25 protein-coding genes, 1 pseudogene and 1 riboswitch are annotated in these 22,864 nt (G+C 65.4%); of the genes and pseudogenes, 18 read left to right on the forward strand and 8 right to left on the reverse strand.

The window, feature by feature from the left end:
• The first annotated feature begins 2 nt into the window (after positions 1–2).
• From DAES_RS11560 to lipA, 14 genes and pseudogenes are all read left to right on the forward strand, one after another.
• Positions 3–1,694 carry a chemotaxis protein CheA gene (locus DAES_RS11560; protein WP_013515208.1) on the forward strand — a complete coding sequence of 564 codons (1,692 nt, stop codon included), beginning with the start codon at positions 3–5 and terminating at the stop codon, positions 1,692–1,694.
• A gap of 18 nt (positions 1,695–1,712) precedes the next feature.
• Positions 1,713–1,891: riboswitch (cobalamin riboswitch) on the forward strand.
• A gap of 137 nt (positions 1,892–2,028) precedes the next feature.
• Positions 2,029–3,030 (forward strand): sirohydrochlorin cobaltochelatase, encoded by a 1,002-nt coding sequence (locus DAES_RS11565; RefSeq protein WP_013515209.1) that lies wholly within the window; start codon positions 2,029–2,031, stop codon positions 3,028–3,030.
• A 6-nt stretch (positions 3,031–3,036) separates the two neighbouring features.
• Positions 3,037–4,086 carry a FecCD family ABC transporter permease gene (locus tag DAES_RS11570; RefSeq protein WP_013515210.1) on the forward strand — a complete coding sequence of 350 codons (1,050 nt, stop codon included), beginning with the start codon at positions 3,037–3,039 and terminating at the stop codon, positions 4,084–4,086.
• Complete coding sequence (locus DAES_RS11575; protein WP_013515211.1) at positions 4,079–4,873, forward strand: ABC transporter ATP-binding protein; 795 nt, start codon at positions 4,079–4,081, stop codon at positions 4,871–4,873. The genes DAES_RS11570 and DAES_RS11575 overlap by 8 nt, the downstream gene beginning before the upstream one ends.
• Entirely contained in the window at positions 4,870–5,808 is a 939-nt protein-coding gene (locus DAES_RS11580) for an ABC transporter substrate-binding protein (RefSeq protein ID WP_013515212.1), read from the forward strand. Before DAES_RS11575 ends, DAES_RS11580 begins: the two co-directional genes overlap by 4 nt.
• 57 nt (positions 5,809–5,865) lie before the next feature.
• On the forward strand, positions 5,866–6,582 hold the full coding sequence (cobI, locus tag DAES_RS11585) for a precorrin-2 C(20)-methyltransferase (RefSeq protein ID WP_013515213.1): 717 nt from the start codon (positions 5,866–5,868) through the stop codon (positions 6,580–6,582).
• Between the two features lie 12 nt (positions 6,583–6,594).
• Positions 6,595–7,401 (forward strand): sirohydrochlorin cobaltochelatase, encoded by an 807-nt coding sequence (locus DAES_RS11590; protein WP_013515214.1) that lies wholly within the window; start codon positions 6,595–6,597, stop codon positions 7,399–7,401.
• Positions 7,380–7,610: pseudogene (locus DAES_RS17985) on the forward strand (methionine adenosyltransferase domain-containing protein); the annotation flags it as partial. The gene DAES_RS11590 and the pseudogene DAES_RS17985, both read left to right, overlap by 22 nt.
• Positions 7,611–7,789: 179 nt before the next feature.
• The gene (locus DAES_RS11600) at positions 7,790–8,164 is read left to right on the forward strand and encodes a MarR family winged helix-turn-helix transcriptional regulator (RefSeq protein ID WP_236608407.1); all 375 of its coding nucleotides are present in this window, start codon (positions 7,790–7,792) and stop codon (positions 8,162–8,164) included.
• 48 nt (positions 8,165–8,212) lie between these two features.
• Positions 8,213–9,226, forward strand: a complete 1,014-nt coding sequence (locus DAES_RS11605; RefSeq protein WP_013515216.1) for a methyltransferase — start codon at positions 8,213–8,215, stop codon at positions 9,224–9,226.
• Positions 9,227–9,354: 128 nt separating this feature from the next.
• Complete coding sequence (locus tag DAES_RS11610; RefSeq protein WP_013515217.1) at positions 9,355–10,908, forward strand: ASKHA domain-containing protein; 1,554 nt, start codon at positions 9,355–9,357, stop codon at positions 10,906–10,908.
• Entirely contained in the window at positions 10,898–12,025 is a 1,128-nt protein-coding gene (locus DAES_RS11615; protein WP_013515218.1) for a small ribosomal subunit Rsm22 family protein, read from the forward strand. The genes DAES_RS11610 and DAES_RS11615 overlap by 11 nt, the downstream gene beginning before the upstream one ends.
• A complete protein-coding gene (gene lipB, locus DAES_RS11620; RefSeq protein WP_013515219.1) occupies positions 12,022–12,684 on the forward strand; it encodes a lipoyl(octanoyl) transferase LipB in 663 nt (220 codons plus the stop codon). Before DAES_RS11615 ends, lipB begins: the two co-directional genes overlap by 4 nt.
• Positions 12,611–13,480 carry a lipoyl synthase gene (gene lipA, locus DAES_RS11625; protein WP_041271428.1) on the forward strand — a complete coding sequence of 290 codons (870 nt, stop codon included), beginning with the start codon at positions 12,611–12,613 and terminating at the stop codon, positions 13,478–13,480. The genes lipB and lipA overlap by 74 nt, the downstream gene beginning before the upstream one ends.
• A gap of 108 nt (positions 13,481–13,588) precedes the next feature.
• On the opposite strand, the gene DAES_RS11630 is transcribed toward lipA, so the two are convergent.
• Positions 13,589–14,266, reverse strand: a complete 678-nt coding sequence (locus DAES_RS11630; RefSeq protein ID WP_013515221.1) for a Crp/Fnr family transcriptional regulator — start codon at positions 14,264–14,266, stop codon at positions 13,589–13,591.
• 90 nt (positions 14,267–14,356) lie between these two features.
• Here DAES_RS11630 and DAES_RS11635 point away from each other — a divergent pair, with 90 nt between their 5' ends.
• From DAES_RS11635 to DAES_RS11650, 4 genes are read left to right on the forward strand one after another with little or no spacing between them, the layout of a single operon-like run.
• A complete protein-coding gene (locus DAES_RS11635) occupies positions 14,357–14,578 on the forward strand; it encodes a hypothetical protein (RefSeq protein ID WP_013515222.1) in 222 nt (73 codons plus the stop codon).
• 28 nt (positions 14,579–14,606) lie between these two features.
• Positions 14,607–14,966, forward strand: coding sequence for a DsrE family protein (locus DAES_RS11640; protein WP_013515223.1), 360 nt, complete (start codon positions 14,607–14,609; stop codon positions 14,964–14,966).
• 13 nt (positions 14,967–14,979) lie between these two features.
• On the forward strand, positions 14,980–15,963 hold the full coding sequence (locus DAES_RS11645) for an arsenic resistance protein (RefSeq protein WP_013515224.1): 984 nt from the start codon (positions 14,980–14,982) through the stop codon (positions 15,961–15,963).
• 22 nt (positions 15,964–15,985) lie between these two features.
• A complete protein-coding gene (locus tag DAES_RS11650) occupies positions 15,986–16,489 on the forward strand; it encodes a universal stress protein (RefSeq protein ID WP_013515225.1) in 504 nt (167 codons plus the stop codon).
• Positions 16,490–16,649: 160 nt separating this feature from the next.
• On the opposite strand, the gene recJ is transcribed toward DAES_RS11650, so the two are convergent.
• The 7 genes from recJ to DAES_RS11685 all read right to left on the reverse strand — a co-directional run bounded on the left by recJ (position 16,650) and on the right by DAES_RS11685 (position 22,864).
• Entirely contained in the window at positions 16,650–18,353 is a 1,704-nt protein-coding gene (recJ, locus tag DAES_RS11655; RefSeq protein WP_013515226.1) for a single-stranded-DNA-specific exonuclease RecJ, read from the reverse strand.
• Positions 18,354–18,368: 15 nt separating this feature from the next.
• A complete protein-coding gene (locus tag DAES_RS11660; RefSeq protein ID WP_013515227.1) occupies positions 18,369–19,229 on the reverse strand; it encodes an HDOD domain-containing protein in 861 nt (286 codons plus the stop codon).
• A gap of 73 nt (positions 19,230–19,302) precedes the next feature.
• Positions 19,303–20,289: a tetratricopeptide repeat protein gene (locus DAES_RS11665; RefSeq protein WP_013515228.1), complete on the reverse strand. Its 987-nt coding sequence runs from the start codon at positions 20,287–20,289 to the stop codon at positions 19,303–19,305.
• Between the two features lie 14 nt (positions 20,290–20,303).
• Positions 20,304–21,029, reverse strand: coding sequence for an orotidine-5'-phosphate decarboxylase (gene pyrF, locus DAES_RS11670; protein ID WP_013515229.1), 726 nt, complete (start codon positions 21,027–21,029; stop codon positions 20,304–20,306).
• Entirely contained in the window at positions 21,022–21,663 is a 642-nt protein-coding gene (gmk, locus tag DAES_RS11675; protein WP_013515230.1) for a guanylate kinase, read from the reverse strand. Before gmk ends, pyrF begins: the two co-directional genes overlap by 8 nt.
• Positions 21,664–21,918 (reverse strand): DUF370 domain-containing protein, encoded by a 255-nt coding sequence (locus DAES_RS11680; protein ID WP_013515231.1) that lies wholly within the window; start codon positions 21,916–21,918, stop codon positions 21,664–21,666. It abuts the gene before it with no gap.
• Positions 21,919–21,982: 64 nt separating this feature from the next.
• Entirely contained in the window at positions 21,983–22,864 is an 882-nt protein-coding gene (locus tag DAES_RS11685; RefSeq protein ID WP_013515232.1) for a YicC/YloC family endoribonuclease, read from the reverse strand.

The raw sequence follows: 22,864 nt of genomic DNA on the forward strand, positions 1-22,864 counted from the left end.
CCATGCAGGACAGCATCAGCAAGTGCATAGAAGACATCGAGAAACAGATTCTCGACGTGGCCAGCTCCGGCTCCGGTGCCGGAGAAGCGGTCAATGCGCTCGGCCTGTCCCACATGAAGCTCTCCAGCGCGAGCGTCATCACCATTCTCGACATGCTGACCGACGGCATCACCCCGGTCAACGATGATATCGTCACGGCCATGCTCGGCGTGTGCGAGGCGCAAAAGCGGTTCCTCTTCGCCGTGGGCGGCCTGCTCCACACCGACGCAACATCCCTTGGCAGGAACGCACCCAGGAGCAAGGCCATAGCCAGGCCGGACTTCGAGGACGAGGCCGAGGCGGCCAGGGCCTTCATGGACCCCGCAGCCATGGCCGAAGGGGAGCCAAAGTGCGACCTCGATGCCCAGGAGACAGGGGAGCAAGCCGACCCGGAGCAGGAGTCCGAACCGGACGTCAAATGCGACCCCAAGACCAAGGGCGGCACACCCGCAACCCAGGCCATCTCGTCCATCCGCGTGCCCACGGACCGGCTGGACCGGGTCATCGAGCTGGTGGGCAAGCTCATGGTCACCTACGCGGTCATCGCCCAGGGCGGGGCGCGCAATCTCGCCCAGATGGCCGCGTCGCTGCGCGAGCTCGACAACGTCATCAGCCGCTTGCAAAAAGAGGTGGACGCCATCCGACTGGTGCCCCTGAAACAGATTTTCATGCCCATGCACCGGCTGGTCAGGAGCCTGAGCCAGAAGATCGGCAAAAGACTCGAATTCACCGTGCAGGGCGATGACCTGGCCCTGGACAAGACCATTGTCGAGAGTCTCAACGAGCCCCTGGTGCACCTGCTGCGCAATGCGGTGGACCATGGCCTGGAGACCACCGAGGGCCGCAAGCAGGCAGGCAAGGACGAGACCGGCAACGTCATCCTCGCGGCCTGGCGCAAGGGCGACACCGCCTTTATCCAGGTGCGCGACGACGGACGCGGACTGGACCCGGACCGCATCCTGAACAAGGCCCTGGAAAAAGGACTTGCCGACCCGGACAAGCACTACGAGACAGCGGAAATCCTCCAGTTCGTGCTCCAATCGGGCTTCTCCACAGCCGAGACTATCACCGATGTCTCCGGGCGCGGCGTGGGCATGGACGCGGTGGTCAACTCCATCCGCAACACCCTTGACGGCGACATCGCCATCGAGAGCACGCTGGGCAAGGGCGCGGCCTTCACCATCTCCATCCCCCTGGACCGCTCGGCCAACGAGGGCATCGTGGAAGCCCTGGTCTGCAAGGTGGGCGGCGACACCTTCATCGTCCCCAGCCGCGACGTGGTCGAGATATACATGCCCAAGATCCACGACGTGGTGGAGCTACCCGACGGGCGCGAAACCGTGGACGTGCGCGGCGAGGTCCACTCGCTGCTGCGGCTGGCCGACCTGCTGGGGCTCACCCCGGAGGTGACCGACATCGAGATGGCCCAGGCCATCGTGGTCCGGGTGGGCGACTACAAGGCCGCCATCCTGGTGGACGAAGTCCTCAGGCAGCAACAGGTGGTCATCACCGGCTTCACCGTGCCGGTCGAGGAAATCTTCCATGTGCCCATCCTCGGCTACGGCATGATGGGCGAATCCGACGCCCTGGTCATCGACACCGAGGAAATCCTGCAATACTTCCAGGAACGGCGCGCCATGGCGCGAACATCTTGACTTGGCCACCCCTGTGGGCATAGTTAGCCAGTCTCAGGTGTCCACCAAGGATTGAAAAGGGAATCCCGTGCAAATCGGGAGCGGACCCGCCGCCGTGACGCTCTCATGAACCGTCTTCATTCATGCCACTGGGAAGGCCCGGGAAGGCGAAGACGGGAGGAGCCAGCCGGAAGACCTGCCTGAGCCCGTTTCCACGGTCTGCCTCCGATGGCACGAGGGCTTGCCATCCATAGGTATTTGAAGGGAAAAATACGGTTCCCCTTCCTCGCTGCCGCATGCGGGGAAGGGGCGTTTTCTTTTCCCGCCAACCAGCCCCTCCCGACGAGGAGGAATCATGACTCGTTCCCATTTCCACATTCCTGCCTGCATCCTGACCTACGCACTCTCCCTTGCCTTTGTCTGCCTGTTCTCTCTGCCCGCCCGGGCCGGACACGGCCACAGCGGCCCGGTCAGGCAGGCCATTGTCCTAGCCGCCTTCGGCACCTCCTACCCCGAGGCCCTCGGCTCCATCCTGAACATCAGGACGCGGGTGGAGCTGGCCAACCCCGGCATCCCGGTGCGCCTCGCCTTCACCTCAAGCACCATCCGCTCCATCTGGCACGAGCGGCGCGACGATGCGGCCTGGATCAAGGACAACCCCGGCGTGCCCGCAGAAGTGTTGTCCGTGAAAACGCCCCTGGCCACCATCGCCGACCTGCAAAACGAGGGCTTCCGCGACATCACGGTCCAGTCGCTGCATGTCTTTGCGGGCGAGGAGTTCGAGGACCTCAAAGGGCTCATGATCGCGCTCGACTCCATACGCACGGTCAAGGCCAAGTCCGCCCCCTTTGCCGCCCTCCGCCTGGGCCGTCCGGCGCTGGGCATGCCCGGCGACGCCTACCCCTACACCGACGACATCGCCGCCGGGGTCAAGGCCCTCAAGGCGGACGTGGACCGGGCCAAGACCATGCGCGCCGCCCTGATCTACATGGGCCACGGCAACGACTTCTTCTCCACCGGCATTTACGCGGAATTGCAGAAACAGATGAACGAGGCCTACGATGTGCCCGTGTTCGCGGCCTGCGTGGAGGGCTATCCCGCCTTTGACGACATCCTGGCCGGACTCAAGGCGGCCAAGGTGAAAAAAGTCCTGCTCAAGCCGCTCATGGTGGTGGCGGGCGACCACGCCTCCAACGACATGGCGGGCGACGAGGACGACGCCTGGAAGATCATCCTGACCAAGGCCGGGTACCAGGTCACCACCGACCTGACGGGCCTGGGCGCTAACGACGCCTGGGCCGACCTCTATGTGGACCATCTCAAGGACGCCATGAGCCAGTCCGGACTGCTCCGCTAGACGACCATGACCACCGCCCCCCGCCCATACCCGCGCCAAAAGGCCCGGACCGGACTGACGCTCCTGCTGCTCGCGGCAGGGCTGTGCGTCCTTGCGGTCGCGGCCACGGGCATGGGGTTCATCGCCATCACTCCGGGCGAGGTGCTCGCCATTGTCTGGGGCTGGCTGCGGGGGGCGGCGGATTCCCTGGACCCGCTCACAGCGGGCGTGGTCCTTGAGGTGCGGCTGCCGCGCATCCTGACCTCGATCTTCGTGGGCGCGGCCCTGGCCGTGGCGGGCGCGGTCTTCCAGGGGCTGCTGCTCAACCCGCTGGCCGATCCCTTCACCCTGGGAGTGTCGTCGGGCGCAGCCTTTGGCGCGGCCCTGGCCCTGCTCCTGGGGCTGACCTTCCTCGGCCCGGCCACCCTGATCCTGACGGCGTTCATCGGCGCCTGCCTGACCCTGCTGGCGGTCATCGCCATGGCCGGGCGCGACGGCGAGCTCTCGCCGGTCAACCTGATCCTCTCCGGGGTCATCGTCTCGGCCATCCTCTCGGCGGGCTTGAGCTTCATCAAGTATCTGGCCGACGAGCGCGTGGCGGTCATCGTTTTCTGGCTCATGGGCAGCTTTGTCTCGCGCACCTGGGGCGACGCCCTGCTCACCGGCGCGGTCTGCCTGCCCGGCTTCGCCGTCTGCCTCCTCCTGGCCCGCGACCTGAACATCATGAGCCTGGGCGCGCTCCAGGCCAGGAGCCTGGGCGTGAACACGGGCCGGGTTCGCCTCGTCCTGCTGCTCACGGCCTCGCTCATGAGCGCGGTCTGCGTCTCGGTGTCGGGGGTCATCGGCTTTGTCGGGCTGGTGGTGCCGCATCTGATGCGGCTGGTGACCGGGCCGGACAACCGCTGGCTGCTGCCCGCCTCCGGGCTGTGCGGAGGCATGCTCCTGCTGGCCGCGGACACCCTGACCCGGGCGGTCCTGCCCCACGAGGTGCCCATCGGGGTGCTCACGGCCCTGATCGGCGGGCCGGTCTTCTGCTGGCTGTTCAGCCGCACCCGCGCCGGGAGGCGGCATGACTGAGGCCGTCACCTACACCGCGCGCGCCCTCGGCTTCGCCCATGGCCCCACGCCGGTCCTGCGCGGGCTCGACCTTGAGTTTGGGCCAGGGTTGTTCCACGCCGTGGTCGGTCCCAACGGCAGCGGCAAATCCACCCTGCTCGACCTCCTGGCCGGATTCAAATCGCCCTCTTCTGGCAGCGTGCTGATCAACGGCGCGCCGGTGTCCGAGGTACGCCCGGCGGCCATGGCCCGGCTGACCGCCTTGGTGCCGCAGGGGTTTGACTGCAACTTTCCCTTCACGGTGCGCGCGACCGTGCTCATGGGCCGCCACCCGCACATCCCCCGGTTCTCGCGCCCCTCGGACGCGGACATGGCCGCTGTCTCTTCGGCCATGGAGGCCACGGACGTGGCCCATCTGGCCAGCCGCACCCTGGCCGAGCTTTCGGGCGGCGAACGCCAGCGCACCGTGGTGGCCAGGGCCCTGGCCCAGGCCACGCCGGGCCTCTTGCTGGACGAGCCCACTTCGAGTATGGACATCCGGCACGGGCTGGCCGTCATGGCCGAACTTGGCCGGCTGGCCCGCCAGGATGGGCGCACGGTGGTCGCCGTGCTCCACGACCTCAATCTGGCCGCCACCTGCTGCGACCGCATCGTCATGCTCGCCCACGGCGCGGTCCACACGCAGGGCAGCCCGGATGCCACTCTCACCCCCGAAACCATCCGGGCCGTGTTCGGCGTCCGCGCCCTTGTCAGCCGCAGCGGCTCCGGCCCCATGACCATTGCCTACGATCCCAAGGACCACGCATGACACGCTCTCCCTGCTCCCGTTCTTTCGCCGCCCTGGCCCTGACCCTGTGCGCCGCCCTGCTCCTGTCGGCCCCCGGCCCGGCCCGCGCCCAGACCGTCAGGGACGACACGGGCCGCACCATCCCGGTGCGCGGGCCGTTCACCCGCATCATCTCGCTCTATGCGGCCCACACCGAAAACCTCTTCAAGCTCGGCCTGGACGAGGCCATCATCGGCGTCACCGAAAACGAGGACTTCCCGTCCACCGCCCTGGAAAGGCCGACCTTCAACGCCCGCGACGGCGTGGAGAAATTTCTGGCCGCCAAGCCCGACCTCGTGCTCATCCGGCCCATGCAGCAGACCGCCCATCCCGGCCTGTGGACCGCCCTTGAGCGTCACGGCGTCGCCGTGGCCGCCCTGCAGCCCGGCACCATCCCGGAGATGTACGATTACTGGCGCACACTCGGCATCCTGACCGACAGGGAAGTGCAGGCCGAGAGCATGATCGGCGAGTTCAAGGACGGCCTGAGCCTCGCCCGCCAGCGGCTGGAGAGCATCCCCCAGCAGCGGCGGCCCGGCGTCTTTTTCGAGTCCATCCACCGCAAGGTCGCCACCTTCTCCCCTGGCTCCATGCCCATCTTCGTGCTGGAGACCGCAGGCGGACGCAATGTGGCCGACGACGCCCGGCCACGCCATGACACCAACATCGCTGACTACGGCCTGGAGCGCATGTTGGCCAAGGCCCCGGCCATCGACGTGTACCTGACCCAGTATGGCGTGATGAACACGGTGACCATCATGGAAATAGCCACTGGCCCGGCGGCCTCACGCATCAAGGCGGTGCGCGACCGCAACATCTTCCTGGTGGACGAGCGGCTGGTCTCGCGGCCCACCATGCGCCTGCTCGCAGGCATTGAGACCGTGTACCAACTGCTCCACCCCACCACCGGCGACTAGCGACCCGGCACAACACAGACCCCGGCACGGTTGCGAGTCGGCGGGAGAACACAACGCATGACAGATAAAGGCACCCTCTACGGCATCGGAGTCGGCCCCGGAGATCCGGAACTGCTCACCCTCAAGGCCATCAAGGCCCTGGGCCGGGTGGACGTGATCTTTGCCGCAGCCTCCACCAAGAACGACTACTCCACGGCCTACGACATCGCCCGCCCCCACCTCAAGCAGGGCGTGCGCGTGGAGAACCTCGGCTTTCCCATGACCAAGGACGAGGCTGAACTCAACGCGGCCTGGCAGGCCAACGCCAAGGCCGTGGCCGCTGTCCTGGACCAGGGGCTCGACGCCGCCTTCCTGACCCTGGGCGACCCCCTGACGTACTCCACATACGGCTACCTCCAGCGCACCCTGCTGGCCATCGACCCGGCCATCCGGCTTCAGGCCATTCCGGGCATCACCTCGTTCCACGCGGCTGCGGCCAGGATCGGGCTGGTCCTGTGCGAATCCAAGGAATCGCTGCTGATCACCTCGGGCGTGTCCGACCCGGACCGGCTCGAAGCCCAGCTTGACGTGGCCGACAACGCTGTTATCCTCAAGGCCTACAAAAACTTCGAGGAGATCCGGTCCACGCTGGAGCGGCTCAGGCTGTCGGACAAGACCGTGCTCGTGTCGCGCCTGGGCATGGAGGGAGAATCCATCCTCATGGACATCAAGGATGCGCCCGCCACGCCGCACTATTTCTCGCTGGCGCTGGTCAAGAAAAACACCGGGAAATAAGAGCACCGGAACATGAAGAAAGCCATTGTCCTCGCCGCCTTCGGCTCCCGCCACGAAAACTCCGTGGCCTCCCTGGCCCACATCACACAGCGCGTGCGCCGGGCGCACCCGGACACGCCCGTGTGCCTGGCCTACACCTCGCGCACCATCCGGGGCCACATGGCAGAAGCGGGCGAGGCCGTGGAGTCCGTGCCCGACGCCCTGAGCCGACTGCTGGGCGAGGGCGTCACCCACGTGGTCGTCCAGTCACTGCACCTCATCCCCGGTGCCGAGTTCCACGGGCTGCTCGAACTGGCCAACGATCTGGTCCTCAAAAATGGCGGATTCAGCCGGGTCGAGGTGGGATTCCCCCTGGTGGCTGGCGAGGCCGGAGTGGACAGGGTGGTGGACGCCATCCTGGCCGAGACCCTGGCCGAGACCATGGGCGGGCGCGATGAACACGACGCCGTGCTCTTCATGGGCCACGGCACCAAGCACGACGGCAATGTCTATTACGACTGTCTGCATCAGGCCTTCCAGGCCCGCGACAGCGCCGTGCACATGGGGGCCATGGAGGCCGAACCGGGCATCGACGCCATCATCGAGCGGTTCACGGAAAGCGGCGTGAAACGGGCCTATCTGCTCCCGTTCCTCTTTGGCGCGGGCTGGCACGCGGCGCGCGACATGGTGGGCGAGGGCGAGGCCAGCTGGAAATCCCGGCTCGAAGAGGCAGGCATCGAATGCGTGGCCGTGCTCAAGGGCGCGGGCGAATACGACTCCCTGGTGGACATCTGGCTGACCCACCTGGACGACGCCATGCGCCGCCTGTCGCGCTGCTAGCCGGGACCGGCCAGGTGACCGACGAACAGCTGACCAAGGCCGTCAAAGAGGTCTTTGACATGCGCCCCTACTTCATCCAGGATCGGATCAACCTGCGCCGCCCCATCTTTCAGCTGACCACCAACTACGGCCATTTTGGCCGCGAACGCCCGGAGTTCACCTGGGAGATGACCGAAGCGGTGGACGACCCGCGCACCGCCTGCAAGATAGAGCGCGGCAAGACATCACACGCATACAAGAGGCGGAAGCTCCATGCTTCCGCCTTTTTGTTGACAAAAGAGTTTAGCAACTATACACATTGGCCATGCGCAGCCTGAAAGAAATGAAGACGGAATTTGCTCACCTGGGTGACACTCTTAATAAATTCATAGCGATAAGCAAGAAACCAATGGATTTTGGAGTGGGGATACTCATCAACCCGTCCGAAATCCATGCCGTGGCCAAGCTCTGCGATCACGGCCCCATGAGCCTGACCGAACTGGCCGACAGGGCCTTCGTGTCCAAGGGTGCCATGTCCCAACTGGTGGCCCGGCTGGAGAAGAAAGGGCTCGTATACAGGGAAACGGCTCCGGACAACCAGTCAAAACAGATCCTGCACCCTACGGAACTGGGGAAAAAGGCCCAAAATGGCCACATTGAATTCCACATGGATCACGACCGTGAATTCTTCTCCTACGTGGCCTCCATGCCGAACGGGGAATACGCTGTCTTCAGGGAGCTCTGTAGGCAGATGAACCGTTGGATGGACAACTATCTCAAGTAATATTTTTTGCACCAAGTGTTAAGATGCTTAACACAACAGGAGGCACCCATGCCCTTCCCGACCCCAAAAACATCACTGGCCCCGGTCGAGCATGTGCTCATGGAATCCATCAGCGCCCAGGCAATCATCGACGCCGTGCGCATGAACCTGTTCGACCACTTGAGCAGCCAGCCCATGCCCGCGGCGGTACTGGCAAAAGCCATGGAACTGAAGACCGAACCGCTGGAAGCCATGCTGGACGTTCTGGTGGACCGCCACCTGCTCACTCTGGATGGAAAAATCTACGCCAACACCGAGATGACCGAGGAATACCTGGTGAGCGCCTCACCGCTGTACCAGGGCAAGGCGCTGAGCTTGCAGCACGGGCACAACGAACTGCTCCGCAAGAGCCTGCCCACCCTGCTCAAGGGCGGCACCATGGAACGGGAAAAAACCGACGAAAGCTGGGCCGAGGCGGATACCATGGACGGAACCCTCCAGCACGCCCTCAACGGCCAGCTCCAGATGGCGGTCGCCTATCTGAAGGAGCTGCCGGAGTTCGCCTCCTTCCGCACCATGGCGGACATCGGCGGCAACCATGGGCACTATTCCATGGAACTGCTGGAGCACAACCCCGACCTGACCAGCGCCATCCTGGACCTGCCCAACGTCACCGCACCGGCCATGCAGCGCTGCACCGCCCTGGGCTACGGCGACCGCATCACCTGCGAGCCCTTTGACCTGCGCAGCGACGAACTGCCCGAGGAGGCCTACGACTTCGTGTTCACCTCCCATATCCTCTACGGATGCGTGGACGATCTGGAAAATGTCTTCAGGAACATCCACCGCTCGCTCAAGGCCGGAGGGTGCTTTGCTTCGCACCACCTGTCTCGGGAAGGGGGAGCAAGCCGCCTCTACCAGACCAGCGTGGAACTGATCACCCGGCTCATGGGTTATAAGACCCACTTCCTCTCCGGGCGAGACCTGGAAGAACCGCTCACGGCCGCTGGTTTCGGCAACTTCACCCACACCTTTACCGGCTGCGACGGCCAGACACTCCTTTTGGTAGCACGCAAGCTGTAAGACCACAGGGGCGGAGGCTCGGTCCTCCGCCCCTTTTGCCTTCCAGGCCCGGCCCGCAGCGGGCGGCGAGATGCTCATTTACAGCCGGGTGGGCATGGGCTAGTCTGCGCGCCACAAGGAACCGCATCGTGAGCATACTGATACGCACCCCGGACGGCGGTCGGCTGGCCCTTGAGCCGCGCCCCGGCGACACCCTGGCCCGGACCATCTTCCTGAGCCGCCTGTGGCACGGCGTGCCCCTGTGCTCGGGTCTGGGCAAGTGCGGCCTGTGCCGCGTGCGCTACGTTGCCGATCCGCCCGCGCCCACCCGCGAGGAGCTGAAAAAGCTCGGCCAGACCAGCCTGGACCAGGGCTGGCGGCTCTCCTGCCTGCACCCCTCCGAGCCGTGCGAGGTGGAAATCCCCACCCCGGTGCGCAGCCTGCGCGCCATGCGCACCCTGGCCCCGGCCAGCGGCGACTTTGCCCTGGCTGTGGACCTCGGCACCACCAGCATCCACTGGACCGCGCTCTCAGGCGACACACCCGTGGCCACGGGCCAGGAGCTGAACCCGCAGACCGGCCTGGGCAGCGAGATCATGTCCCGGCTGGCCGTGGCCGCCACCGCCGAAGGGCGCTTCGTGCTGCGCGGCCTGATCCTTGACCGGCTGGCCGAGATCGCCACCATGGCCGCCCGCAACATGGGGGGCGTCTGCACCGCCCTTGCCGTGTCCGGCAACCCGGCCATGACCTATATTCTGCTGGGCATGAAGCCCGACGGGCTTGCCAGCGCGCCCTACGCCCTGACCTACGCGGGCGACGACGAGCGAAAACTCGGAGCCGGGCTGCCCCCAGCCTACATCCCCCCGCTGCTCGCCCCCTTTGTGGGCGCGGACATCAGCGCCGGGCTGACCGCCATCGAGTACGGAGACGAACCAAAATTTCCCTTCCTGCTGGCCGATCTCGGCACCAACGGCGAGTTTGTCCTGGCCCTGTCGCCGAGAAAACGGCTGGTAGCCAGCGTGCCCATGGGCCCGGCCCTGGAGGGCGTGGGCCTCTCCTGTGGCCGCACCGCAGGCCCCGGCGCCATCACCGCATTCCGGCTGACCCCCAAGGGCCTCGCGCCCGTGCGCTTCGAGGGGGATTCGGCCAACGGACCGCCCACCGGCATGACCGGCACTGGCTATCTTTCCCTGACCGCCCTCCTGCTCCGCCACGGCGTGCTCGACGACACGGGCCACTTCGCCACCGGCTCCACCCCGCTGGCGGCCCGGCTGGCGGCCCGGCTGACCACCCTGGCGGGCGAGCCCGCCCTGGCACTCGATGACGCCCTCCTGCTCCCGGCCTCGGACGTGGAGGAAATCCTCAAGGTCAAGGCGGCCTTCAACCTGGCCATGTCCGCCCTGCTGGCCGAGGCAGGGCTGGCCCCGGCCCGGCTGGCCGTCCTGCACATCGCCGGAGCGCTGGGCGAGCATGTCTCCCTGGACGACCTGGAGACGCTGGGCTTCCTGCCACCCGGCCTGGGAGCCAGGACAATCAAGGCGGGCAACACCTCGCTCAAGGGCACCGGGATGCTCGCGACCGATCCCGGCGCGCGGGCCTTTGCCCGGACGCTACCGGACACCATAACCGCGCTCGATCTGGCCGCCGACACCACGTTCGGCGACCGGTTCATGCAAAGGATGCGCTTCACCTATGTCGATTGACAGCCTTTTTCCCAACATCACGGCCGAGAACGAGGCCGAGCTGGAGCGGTTCGGCGAGATCCTCAAGCACATCTGGCCGCTCAAGGCCAAGCACCGCGAGCAGCTCAAGTATGACATCCGCGACATGTCGCGCAGCCTGACCAACGAACGCTCCGAGCGGCGGCTCGACTACATGGGCGACGCCCGGTTCCTCTCGCCCTACCTGTGCTATTTCCTGCCGTGGAACCTGTACCGCATGTCGCGGCTGTTCAGCGGCATGGAGCTGGACATCCCTGAAGACGGCGAGATCGTGGACCTCGGCTCCGGGCCGCTGACCGCAGTCATCGCCCTGTGGATGTCGCGGCCCCACCTGCGCAGCCGCAGGCTGACCTTCACCTGCATGGACCGCGTGCCCAAGGCCATGCAGGCGGGCCTCCAGCTCTTCAACGCCGTGGCGGGCGACACCCCGTGGCGCGTCAAGACGGTCAAGGCGGCCTTCACCGACCGCATTCTGCGCAAGGCGGATCTGATCGTGGCCGCCAACGCCTTCAACGAGCTGGACTGGTCGGGCAGGACCGCCCGGCCCCAGGCCGAAAAGCTCGCCCGGCACATGACTGGCGCGTGCAAGGACACGGGCCGCATCCTGCTCGTCGAGACCGGCGTGCGCCTGACAGGCCGGATCATTGCCGAGATGCGCGGCCAGTTCATGGCCCACGGATTCAAGCCCATCGCACCCTGCCCCCACGCCGTGGAGTGTCCCATGCCGGCCACCGGCAAAAACGCACCCTGGTGCCATTTCAACTTCTCGGTCAAGGGCGCGCCCAAGTGGCTCGAACTGCTCTCGTCCGAGGCGCGGCTGGACAAGACCGGGGTGTCCATCAACTTCCTCTACCTCTCGCGCAAGGGGGCCAAGGATTTCGGCGCGGTGCGCCTCATCTCCGAGCCGTTCTCCCTGCACGGCGGCAACGGGCAGTACGCCTGCTCGGACAAGGGGCTGACCCTGGTGGACTACGGCCCCAAACACCGCCCCCTGTTCCCCGGACAGGCCATCATCCCGGAGTGGCCCGCCACCCCCGGAACCGACCTCAAATCCGGCGCGCTGGTGCTGCCTTACAAGCCCGCCATCCAGGAAAAATGATCCTCACCGACCTCGGACTCATAGGCTACGCCCAGGCTGAAGCGATCCAGCTCGAAACGCTGGAGAGAGTCACGGCGGGCGAGCGCGGCAACACCCTCTTTGTGCTGGAGCACCCCAGGGTCATCACCCTGGGCCGCCAGGGCGGGGCGGAAAACCTGCATGTGGACGCGTCCTTTCTGGCCGCCCAAGGCATTGAGCTGGCCCGCACGGCGCGCGGGGGCAACATCACCTGCCACTTCCCCGGCCAGCTGGTGGCCTATCCCATCTGGCGGGTGGAGAAACGGCCCGGCGGCATGCGCAAATTCTTCCACGACATGGAGGAGGCGGTCATCGCCACCTGCGCCGCTTTCGGCGTCGAGACCACGCGCCGACCCGGCCACCCCGGCGTCTGGGTGGACGAAATGCGCAAAATATGCTCCATGGGCATCGGCGTGCGCCGCTGGGTCACCTATCACGGCCTGGCCCTCAATGTGGGCCGCGACGTGAGCCTGTTCAACATGATAACCCTGTGCGGCATCCAGGGCGCGCGGCCCACCTCTCTCAGCGCCGAGGCCGGACACGACATCACCATTAAGGAAGTCAAACATGTCTTTATCCGGGAATTCAGAAAAGCCTTTGCGGATTCCGCCCTGGCTGCGGATCAAACTCCCCAGCAGTGAGCGGTTCTCCTGCACCGAAGGGCTCATCGACGACCTGCGCCTGAACACGGTCTGCCAGAGCGCCAAATGCCCCAACAAGTGGGAATGCTTCTCAAGAAACGTGGCTACGTTCCTGATCATGGGCAGCGTGTGCTCGCGCAACTGCGCCTTCTGCAACATCGCGCCGGGCCGCCTGGAGCCCCTGGAAGCGGACGAGCCCGCCCGCGTGGCCGAGGCCGCCCGCAGGCTCGACCTCAAGCACGTGGTGGTCACCTCGGTCACCCGTGACGACCTGCCCGACGGCGGGGCCGGACATTTCGCGGCCACCATCCGAGCCGTGCGCCAGACCCTGCCCAAATGTACCGTGGAAGTGCTTATCCCCGACTTTCTGGGCGACGAGGCCGCCCTGCGCACCGTGCTCGACGCCCGGCCCGACGTGCTCAACCACAACCTGGAAACCGTGCCGTCCCTGTATCCGGCCATCCGCCCCCAGGCCGACTATCGCCAGAGCCTGACGCTGCTGGCGCGGTCCAAGGTGCTGGCCCCGTCCATCCCCACCAAGAGCGGCATCATGGTCGGGCTGGGCGAAACCGATGCCCAGATCCTGCCCGTGCTCGACGACCTGGCCGCCGTCAACTGCGACATCGTCACCATCGGCCAGTACATGCGCCCCACCCGCCAGCACCCCCCGGTGGCCCGCTATGTGGAGCCCGCCGCCTTTGACGCCTACGCCGCCCAAGGTCAGGCACGCGGCATCCGCCACGTCTTCAGCGCCCCCCTGGTCCGCTCCAGCTACAACGCGGCCCAGTTCGTGTAGACAGGCGGCACAGAGAGAGAAAATTCACCTGACACCGCCGCCGCTGGCGGCGTGGACGCCCCCTGCCCATTGGTGAGGAGCGCATCGGGTTGCCTCTGGCCGGGAGGATCAGGCCAGGCCCGATGCGCGACACTGCTCCAATCCCCAGCGGTCCAATATCCGCACCTCCTTGCCCTCGATTTTCAGCAGACCCGCTTCGCTCATCTTCCTGAGGGAGCGGGACAGGGCTTCGGGCGTGGCCCCAATGATCTTGGCAAGCTCGCGGTGAGTGATGGACAGCGTCATGACGTCTCCCTCGGCAGAGGTCAGGACATAGGCGGCCAGACGGGACGGCAGCTGCCTGAGCGACAGCGCGTCGATCATGTCCATGGCCTCCTTGAGGCGTCGTGACATGACCCGCAGGATCATCAGCAGCATTCCCGGATCCTCCGCCACAAGCCTTTCCAGCTCTCCGGGAGGAACAACCAGCACCGTGCTCGGCTCCAGCGCGGCCAGATTGGCCGGAAGCTGACCGTCGGAAAACACCGAACAGAGACAAAACGGTTCTCCGGGACCGAAAATGAAGATCGTCTGCTCCCGCCCTTCCTCGGACATCCTGAACAGCTTCACCCGCCCCGCAACCAACAGGTGCAACCCCTGGGCTGCCGCCTGTTCGCTGAAATACAGCCCGCCTGCCGGGATCGTCTCGATATTCGCCGCCCGCGCCAGCCGCTCGATCTGGTTCATCGCCAGATGGGAGAACAACGGCAGTGTGCTGATGATTTCAACGATTGTGGTTGTGTCCATTTTTTTCGCCCGTGTTGATCGAGATCAATGCCGCCCCGGCCTCCCTGGGGCATGGTGCAGTCACAACAGCACGCAACCAGGAGGTGTCCCATGCCCGCTTACGACGTTCAATGCCCGTATTGCCACGCTCCGCAGCACACGGAGCACCCCGGCGGCTATGCCCCGGTGTATGTGAATTGTCCGGCCTGTGAAAAGCGCTTCATCCTCGAACCGGTCGCAAGCGGAGTCAAGACCTACCGACTGAACGAGGCTCCCTGCTGCTCGGATCCGGACTGCCGGGCAACGGAGATGGGCGACAGCGGCAACGACTGACCTCAACCTGAACAGAACAAGGAACACAATGAGCAAGTATCAGTTCATCATCTCCGCCGGACCTGAAAACCCGGTGCGCGCCACCCGATCCGTCATGTTCGCCACCAAAGCGGTGGACGATGGGCACGAGGTCTCCCTCTTCCTGGTGGACGACGCCGTCTACCTGACCAACCCGGCCCTGACAGAGCATGTCCGGGCCGCCACCGGCGACACGCTCATGCAGTATCTCCAGGTCATCCTGGACCAGAACATCGAAGTCATGGTCTGCCTGCCCTGCGCCAAGGCCCGGGGCATCAACGAATCCGCCCTGCCAAGCCACTGGCGGCTGGCAAAAGGCATTGAAGTCATCCGTCGCAATGAGGATGGCTGGAATACCTGGACTTTCTAACAGGGAGCGCCCCATGTGGTCTTTTCTGCAAACCATCACGAAAAAACTGACTCTGGTCATCCCGACAATGATGGCCCTTGGATTCCTCTACGGCATCAGCGCAGAGGCCGGCTGGCTCAAGGCCATGATCATACCCTTCACCTTCCTCATGGTCTACCCGATGATGGTCACCCTGAACATCAAAAAGGTCTTTGAGGGCGGCGACATCAAGGCGCAGGGCATCACTTTGGGAGTGAACTTCCTGTTCACGCCGTTTCTGGCCTGGGGCATGGGGCTCGCCTTTTTTGCCGACAAGCCGTACATGGCCCTTGGCCTGCTCCTGGCCGGGCTGGTCCCAACCAGCGGCATGACCATTTCCTGGACCGGTTTTGCCAAGGGCAACATGGCCGCAGCCGTGAAAATGACCGTTGTCGGGCTTGTGGCCGGATCGCTGGCTACCCCGTTCTATGTCCGGGCGCTCATGGGCGCGGCCATTGAGGTGGACGTTACAGCCGTGTTCAGCCAGATATTCTTCATCGTCTTCCTGCCCATGACCCTGGGTTTCATCACCCAGCGCCTCCTGGTCCGCAAATTCGGCCAGGAGCACTTCCAGAAGCGACTCGGCCCGCGGTTCCCGGCGCTGTCCACCATCGGGGTGCTGGGGATCGTGTTCGTGGCCCTGGCCCTCAAGGCGCGCACCATCGCCGCATCGCCGGAGCTGCTCCTGACCATCCTCCTGCCGTTGGTCCTGCTGTACGGCATCAACTTCACCATCAGCACCGTGATAGGCAAGCGGCTGCTGAGTCGCGGCGATGCCATCGCCATGGTCTACGGCACCGTCATGCGCAACCTGTCCATCGCCCTGGCAATCGCCATGAACGCCTTTGGCGAGAAGGGGGCGGATGCGGCCCTGGTGGTCGCTGCCGCATACATCATCCAGGTGCAGTCCGCCGCCTGGTATGTGAAACTCACCCCCCGCCTGTTTGGCCCGGCAGCGGCCACATCGGCCCCGGCCTGAACGGATTCCAAGGAGGAATGCCATGCTCCCGAACATCAAGAACATTCTCTATGCCACTGACCTCTCGGCCAATGCCCGGCTGGCTCTGGGCTTCGCGGCGGTCCTGGCCGACAGGCACGACGCCGAGGTCACTGTCCTCCACGTGCTCCCGGATTCCCTTGAGCTGCTCAGCGAAGAGGCCGGAATGGACCTGGCCCAGACCTTTGGCGAAAAGGCTGCGTACTGGATCGACAAAGGGGAAAAGGACAAGGCCATTCAAGCCATCCATGAACGTCTGGAAGGCATTGCCAGGGAAGAATTCACGACCCCCGGCAGCCCCGCTCACCTCGCCGGGGCCAGGATCAAGGTGGTCTGCGGTGATGCAGCGCAACGCATCGTGGCCGAAACCGAGAGCGGAAACTTCGACATGGTTGTCATGGGCACCCACGGCCAGACCGGCCTGATGGGCATCCTGCTCGGCAGCGTGGCCACAGAGACAATCCGTCACTGCAAGATCCCGATCCTGGTCGTTCCCCTGCCTGAATAGCCCCTCACGCCGCCTCACGGCAGGCGGGATGCCCTTCCCGCCTGCCGTGGGCCAAGGAGCATTCAGAATGGACGCAGCCCAGGCCCGGCAGCCTTGAGGTATCCCCCGGAGGAGCCGGATCTGGGCGTCGCGACCCGCGCCGTTCATGGCGTTTTGGCGGCTACACCAGCCAGTCGCGGATGCGCAGGTCGATGCTGGGGATTCCGCGGAAGCGGTCGATCTTGGGGGTGAAGGCAAAGCGCATGGCCTGCCCCTGGGTGTTGCGGGGAAATTCGCGGCCCATGCGCCACGCCTTGCCGGGCAGTCTGGCCCCGGTCTGTGCATCGGCCAGCACGAGCTTGACGTGTTCGTTCTCGCGGCCAAAAAGCCGGTACTCGGCCACGGTCACGGGCGCGGAGGCAAAGACCGGCTCCGGGTTGCCAAGGCCGAAGGGTTGCAGCAGTTCCAGCTCGTTGAGCAGGGTGTTGGTGATCTCGGCAAAGGGGAGCTGGCGGTCGAGCTTGAGGGTCGGGGTCAGCGGCTCCGGGCCGAGCTGGCTGATGACAAACGCGTTGAACTGCTCACGCAGGGCGGCCAGATTCTCCGGCACAAGGGAGAGCCCGGCGGCCTGCTTGTGTCCGCCGAAACCGGCCAGCAGCGGGCTGACCGCCTTGAGGCTCTCGTGCAGGTCAAACTCCGAAATGCTGCGGCCAGAGCCTTTGATCAGGCCGGTGTCTTGGCGCGAGCAGAGCATCAGGGTGGGCCGGTAGTACCGCTCCACCACGCGCGAGGCCACGATGCCGATGATGCCCGGATGCCAATGGTCGGCGTGGAGCACCAGTCCGGCCATGCGCTTCATGGTCTCGGCCTGGGCAAAGGCCTCGTCCGCGATCTCCTGCTCCTGGCGGCGGCGCTCCATGTTGATGGCGTTGAGCTCCTCGGCAATGGGCATGGCTTCGTCGAAACTCTTGGCCAGGAGCAGGGAGAGCGCCTTGCCAGGATCGCCCATGCGCCCGGCAGCGTTGACCCTCGGAGCGAGGTTGAAGCCGATCTGCCCGGCCCCCAGCTCGGCCTTGCGCTCGTAGTCGCTGACCACCTTGAGGGCGGCCATGCCGGGCCGGGCCGCCTCCTTGATGACCAAAAGGCCGTTCTTGACCAGGATGCGGTTCTGCCCGGTGAGCCGGACCACGTCGGCCACGGTGCCAAGGGCCACCAGATCGAGCAGCGGACGCACGTCCGCCTGTTCGCCCGGCAGCATCCGGTTGAGGGCGCAGACGAGCATGAAGGCCACGCCCACCCCGGCCAGATCGTCGCAGGGGCCGCCCTCGCGCAGCCGGGGGTTGCACACGGCGTGGGCATCGGGCAGCGCATCGCCGGGCAGGTGGTGGTCCGTGACCGCCACGAGCATGCCCAGCTCGCGGGCGCGGGCCACCGGGCCGATGTCGGAGATGCCGCAGTCCACGGTCAGGAGCATCTGCGCGCCGGCCTGGGCCAGTTGCTCCACGCCGGGGATGTTCATGCCGTACCCTTCCTCCATCCGGTTGGGCAGATGGTGCATGGCGCTGATGCCACGCAGGGCGAGAAACTCCTTGATCAGGGCCGTGGCCGTGATGCCGTCCACGTCGTAGTCGCCCCAGATGGCCAGAGTGCGCCCCTCGGCCAGACCGCGTGCCAGAACCTCGGCGGCCTCCATCAGGCCGGGAATCTCCGAGGGCTTGGCCAGATGGCGCAGGCCGGGGCTGAGGAAACGATCCATGTCCTCCACCGAGGTCAGCCCCCTGTTCCAGAGGATATCGACGATGAGGGGGGAGACGGACAACTGCTCGGCCATGACGGCAGACGAGGGCGGCGCGTTTTCGCCGCGGGCTTTCCAGATGCAGGGCAAATCAATTCCCGTTGGTTATGAGAGCAGTCTGATGAACTGTTCGATGTCCTTTGATTCGGCCAATTCCTCGGCCACTTCCAAGACCTCTTCGCGCTCCATTTCCAGGTCCGGACACAGGGCATCAAGCCGGCTGTCGTAGCGGTCCTCCTCCTCTTCCACGGCGTGGGCCGCGCAGTCGGACACACAGATGACCGTGGCCTCGTTGGAGTGGCCGGGCGAAAGCTCCGGAGCGTGGTGCCAGTTGACCGGCTCCACCAGGGTAGGCGGCAGATCCCAGGATTTGAGCACCAGGGCGCCGATCACGGCGTGGTCCAGCCCCCAGTACTCTTCCTCGGCCTCGGCGTCGAGCATGTCCTCGGCATCGGCCAGCTCGCGGATGCCCACCCAGTCTTCCGGGCGGCGCATGGCGATGATGAGCTTGCCGATGTCGTGCAGCAGCCCGGCGGTGAACAGGTTGTCCGGATTGCCGACCTCGGTGATGCGAGAGAGCTCCCTGGCGATCATGGCCACGAAAAACTGGTGCCGCCAGTACTCGCCCAGGTCGAACCCGTTGGGCATGGTTCGACCGCGCGTGAGTCCGTTGACGCCCAGGGTGAGCACGATGTTGCGGATCTCGGCCATGCCGAGCACGGCGGCGGCGCGGGACACGGACTGGACCTCGGCCTGAAGGCCGTAATAGGCCGAATTGGCGAGGCTGAGCACGCGGGTGGTCAATCCCTGGTCATTGCCCAGGGTCTTGCCCACCTCTTCGAGGGAGGCCAGGGACGAGGCCCCGGTCTGAAAAAAGAGCTTCCTGAACACCTCTGGTGAAAAGGGCAGGTCGTTGCGCATTTTGGGGAGTTCGCGCAAGAAACTCTGAATCTTGTCCTGGTTCATGACAACTCCCTGCCCGCATCGTGTTTCGCGGCCCGTGCCGCCCATGGAATCCCGAACGACCGAAAACGCCGGGTCAGTCCAGAGTCAGGACCAGCGGAGCCCCAGGCTTGCCGCTGCCCGATTTGCCGTCACCCGATTTGCCGTTTTTCGACTCGCCGTTTTTCGACTCGCCCGTTCCCGGCTTGCCCGACCCCGGCTTGCCAGCGTCTGCCTGCCCCGCTTCGCGCACCGGCTCCGCTTCCGGCTGGCCGGATTCGGGACCCGGTCCGCCCTCGGCCTTGTCCACATGCCCCTCGCTCTTGAGAAAGGCCCAGAACATGCGGCTCTCCTTGAGGTCCGGATTGACCTCAAGGCTCTTGCGCAGGTATTTCTTGCACCCCTCAACGTCGCCCTTTTCATAGAAGCAGCGCGCGATGTTGTGGAACAGGTGCTCGTCGTCCGCCACCAGACCCTCGGCGCGCAGGTAGTATTGCAGGGCCTGTTCGTACATCTTGTTCTTGCGCATGTTGATGCCGAAATCGTTGAACAGGTGCTTGTGCTCCTCCTCAAAGGCCGCCTCGAGCCCGACGAGGCGCTCGAAGATGTCGTTGGCCTTCACCTGATCGCCCCGGTCGAGGTAGGTCAGGCCCAGGCCGAAGTTGGCGCGCACGTTCTCCTCGTCAATGGCCGTGGCCTGCTTGAACTCGAACTCGGCGCTGTAGGCCGCGCCGCGCTCGCGGTGCTTCTCGCCGCGCACCACGGCCTCGTCCATCTGCCTGATGGCCGGATACACGGTGGAGAGGTAGAATTCGGGCTCAGGATTGAATTTGGTCAGAAATTCGTCGCGCTCAAGGATGCGCTTGGGGCCGGAGGGGACATAGTTGCGGTTGAGAGGCTGCACGCCAATGGTGCCGTCCTCCAGCTCCTCGCCACTCCAGTAGGTCTTCTGGATGGTGCGTCGCTGGCTGGTGCCGGTGCCGATCTTGGACACGGACTGGGTGGAGAAGACCCCCTTGATCTTCTCGGCGCCGTCTCTGACAACCCCCCGTCCGGGGTGCTCGGTGTCACTTCGCTCAGTCATCCGCTCCCCCCTGGTCAGGCTGATCGAATCTCCTCGACAATGACGAGTGCAGCGTCCGCCGGGGACGCGGCCCCGGTGATGGGCCTGCCCACCACGAGATAGTCGGAGCCGGACCGGACAGCCTGGGCCGGGGTGACCACCCGACGCTGGTCATCCCCCCCTGCCGAGGCAGGCCGGATGCCCGGGGTCAGGCAGATGAACCGCCCCCCACAGGCCTTCTTGACCGCCTCGACCTCAAGCCCGGAACAGACCACTCCATTTACGCCATATTGCTTGGCTTTCACAGCCAGGTCAAGGACCATTTCCGAGGGTGGCGGCGCGCACTCAAGGGGCAGATCGCCCGCGGCCATGCTGGTGAGCATGGTCACAGCCAGGAGCAGCGGCGGCTCCTGGTCGGCGCGCGTCCCTTTGGCGAACCCCTCTGCACACCCCTCTGCGCACCCCTCCAGGGCCGCGCGGGCCATGCGCTCGCCGCCCAGGGCGTGGATGTTGACCATGTCCACCCCCAGCCGCGCGGCGGAGCGGGTCGCGCCCCGGACCGTGTTGGGGATGTCGAAGAATTTCATGTCCAGAAAGACCCGAAATCCGAGATCCTTCAGGCCCGTGACCACTGCCGGACCTTCAGCCGTGAACAGCTCAAGCCCCACCTTGACCCACGGCACCGCGCCGCGCAGGGAGCGGGCCATGGTCAGGGCGGACGCACCGTCCGGATAATCAAGGGCGACCACCAGTTCAGCCATCGCTCCCCCAGGTGTCGAGGATGGAGTCGAGCATGCCGGGCCGCAGCACGGGCTTGCACCGCCCGGCCAGATACACGGCCCGCAGTTCCTCATAGGCCGTGTCCAGGTCGTCGTTGACCACCCAGTAGTCGAAGAAGTCGGCCTGCCGCATCTCGCCCGTCGCATTGGTCAATCTGCGGGCGATGGATTCCCCGGAATCGGTGCCGCGCCGGGTCAGCCTGCGCACCAGCTCGGCGCGCGAGGGCGGCAGCAGGAAGACGAAAGTGCCCTTGTAGAAGGTCTTGCGCAGCTGCTTGGCCCCCTGCACGTCGATGTCGAAAAGCACGTCGCGGCCCTGGTCCAGCATCGCCTCCACCGGCGCGGTGGCCGTGCCGTAGAAGTTGCCATGGACCTCGGCCCATTCGCAAAACTCGCCCCGCTCCCGCATTTCCATAAAAACGTCACGGGTGACGAAATGGTATTCCCGCCCGTCCTGCTCCTGCCCCCTGGGGGCGCGGGTGGTGTAGGAGACGGAAAAACCGAAGTCTGGATACTCCCGCCTGAGCATCTCGATGAGCGTGCTCTTGCCCGTGCCGCTCGGCGCGCAGACCACCAGGATCTGCCCCAGGCGGATGTTGTGATGGTCACTGCCCACCTATTCCCCCTCTTCGGCGCTGAAACGCTGGCCCACGGTCTCGGCCTGGATGGCCGAGAGGATGACGTGGTTGGAATCAGTGACGATGATGGCGCGCGTCTTGCGGCCCTGGGTGGCGTCGATGAGCCGCCCCTCCTGGCGCGCGTCCTCGCGCAGGCGGCGCATGGGCGCGCTGGTGGGGTTGACGATGGAGACCACGCGGCTCAAAACCACGAAGTTGCCAAAGCCCACGTTGAGCAATCCCTGTTTCTGCATAAATACCTACAACTAGTTGAGTCGATTGAGCTGTTTCACTGTCTGACGAGCCAAGCCGGGCGCGCTATTCAATGTTCTGCACCTGCTCGCGGCACCGCTCAAGCTCGGCCTTGAAATCCACCACCAACCGGCTGACCTCCACGTCCTGGGCCTTGTTGCCGCAGGTGTTGATCTCGCGGAAGGTCTCCTGGATGAGGAAATCGAGCTTCTTGCCCACGTCGCTGCCCGTGCGCAGGGTCTCGCCGATGCGCTGAAGATGAGCGTCGAGCCGGGTCAGCTCCTCGGAGACATCGAGCTTGTCCGTCAGGTAGGCCACCTCCTGGAGCATGCGGTCCTCGGAGAACTCCGCCCCGGCAGAGGCGAGCATGTCGGTGATGCGCTGGCGCAGGCTGGCCTTCTTCTCTTCCAGAATGCCCGGAACGCGCACGGCCACGGCACGGGTCAACCCGCCCAGGGTCTCGAACCGGGCCAACAGGTCGGCCACCATGGCCCCACCCTCCACGGTGCGCGAGTGCATCCAGTCCAAAAGCGCGCCCTCAAGCCCGCGTGTCAGGCTCTCGGCCAGACCGGGATCAGGCTCGCTGCCCGAGTCGCGCCACAGGGACGACATGGACAGGACGCGGTTGTAATCCGGCTCGAACACGCGCCCTTCGCTCTGGGCCAATTTCTCCATCTGGCGGAACATGGCCCTGGCCATGGTCTCGTTGAAGGTCACGCCGAGCACCCCGGCGTCCATGACCTCCAGGTTGAGGGAGACATCCACCCGGCCCCGCGAGGCATGGGCGCGGACGACCTTTTCCCAGCCGTTCTCCAGGCCACGCAAAAAGCCGGGCAGCCGCCACTTCACGTCGAGAAAACGGCCATTGACGCTCTTGATCTCCCAGACGTGGGTCCAGGCGTCCTCAGTGGTCTCGAACCGGCCAAAACCGGTCATGCTGACAGGCAT

Source organism: Pseudodesulfovibrio aespoeensis Aspo-2 (assembly GCF_000176915.2).
GTDB lineage: Bacteria > Desulfobacterota > Desulfovibrionia > Desulfovibrionales > Desulfovibrionaceae > Pseudodesulfovibrio > Pseudodesulfovibrio aespoeensis.

Excerpts from the sequence above, each read along its gene's own strand:
- lipB (WP_013515219.1), top strand. The coding sequence starts at position 12,022 with ATGATCCTCACCGACCTCGGACTCATAGGCTACGCCCAGGCTGAAGCG.
- DAES_RS11600 (WP_236608407.1), top strand. The coding sequence starts at position 7,790 with ATGGATTTTGGAGTGGGGATACTCATCAACCCGTCCGAAATCCATGCC.
- pyrF (WP_013515229.1), bottom strand. The coding sequence starts at position 21,029 with ATGGCTGAACTGGTGGTCGCCCTTGATTATCCGGACGGTGCGTCCGCC.
- DAES_RS11660 (WP_013515227.1), bottom strand. The coding sequence starts at position 19,229 with ATGAACCAGGACAAGATTCAGAGTTTCTTGCGCGAACTCCCCAAAATG.
- DAES_RS11605 (WP_013515216.1), top strand. The coding sequence starts at position 8,213 with ATGCCCTTCCCGACCCCAAAAACATCACTGGCCCCGGTCGAGCATGTG.
- DAES_RS11645 (WP_013515224.1), top strand. The coding sequence starts at position 14,980 with ATGTGGTCTTTTCTGCAAACCATCACGAAAAAACTGACTCTGGTCATC.
- DAES_RS11680 (WP_013515231.1), bottom strand. The coding sequence starts at position 21,918 with ATGCAGAAACAGGGATTGCTCAACGTGGGCTTTGGCAACTTCGTGGTT.
- DAES_RS11685 (WP_013515232.1), bottom strand. The coding sequence starts at position 22,864 with ATGCCTGTCAGCATGACCGGTTTTGGCCGGTTCGAGACCACTGAGGAC.
- DAES_RS11665 (WP_013515228.1), bottom strand. The coding sequence starts at position 20,289 with ATGACTGAGCGAAGTGACACCGAGCACCCCGGACGGGGGGTTGTCAGA.
- DAES_RS11580 (WP_013515212.1), top strand. The coding sequence starts at position 4,870 with ATGACACGCTCTCCCTGCTCCCGTTCTTTCGCCGCCCTGGCCCTGACC.
- DAES_RS11565 (WP_013515209.1), top strand. The coding sequence starts at position 2,029 with ATGACTCGTTCCCATTTCCACATTCCTGCCTGCATCCTGACCTACGCA.
- DAES_RS11575 (WP_013515211.1), top strand. The coding sequence starts at position 4,079 with ATGACTGAGGCCGTCACCTACACCGCGCGCGCCCTCGGCTTCGCCCAT.
- DAES_RS11630 (WP_013515221.1), bottom strand. The coding sequence starts at position 14,266 with ATGGACACAACCACAATCGTTGAAATCATCAGCACACTGCCGTTGTTC.
- DAES_RS11650 (WP_013515225.1), top strand. The coding sequence starts at position 15,986 with ATGCTCCCGAACATCAAGAACATTCTCTATGCCACTGACCTCTCGGCC.
- DAES_RS11590 (WP_013515214.1), top strand. The coding sequence starts at position 6,595 with ATGAAGAAAGCCATTGTCCTCGCCGCCTTCGGCTCCCGCCACGAAAAC.
- cobI (WP_013515213.1), top strand. The coding sequence starts at position 5,866 with ATGACAGATAAAGGCACCCTCTACGGCATCGGAGTCGGCCCCGGAGAT.
- DAES_RS11615 (WP_013515218.1), top strand. The coding sequence starts at position 10,898 with ATGTCGATTGACAGCCTTTTTCCCAACATCACGGCCGAGAACGAGGCC.
- lipA (WP_041271428.1), top strand. The coding sequence starts at position 12,611 with ATGTCTTTATCCGGGAATTCAGAAAAGCCTTTGCGGATTCCGCCCTGG.
- DAES_RS11560 (WP_013515208.1), top strand. The coding sequence starts at position 3 with ATGCAGGACAGCATCAGCAAGTGCATAGAAGACATCGAGAAACAGATT.
- DAES_RS11640 (WP_013515223.1), top strand. The coding sequence starts at position 14,607 with ATGAGCAAGTATCAGTTCATCATCTCCGCCGGACCTGAAAACCCGGTG.
- DAES_RS11570 (WP_013515210.1), top strand. The coding sequence starts at position 3,037 with ATGACCACCGCCCCCCGCCCATACCCGCGCCAAAAGGCCCGGACCGGA.
- DAES_RS11635 (WP_013515222.1), top strand. The coding sequence starts at position 14,357 with ATGCCCGCTTACGACGTTCAATGCCCGTATTGCCACGCTCCGCAGCAC.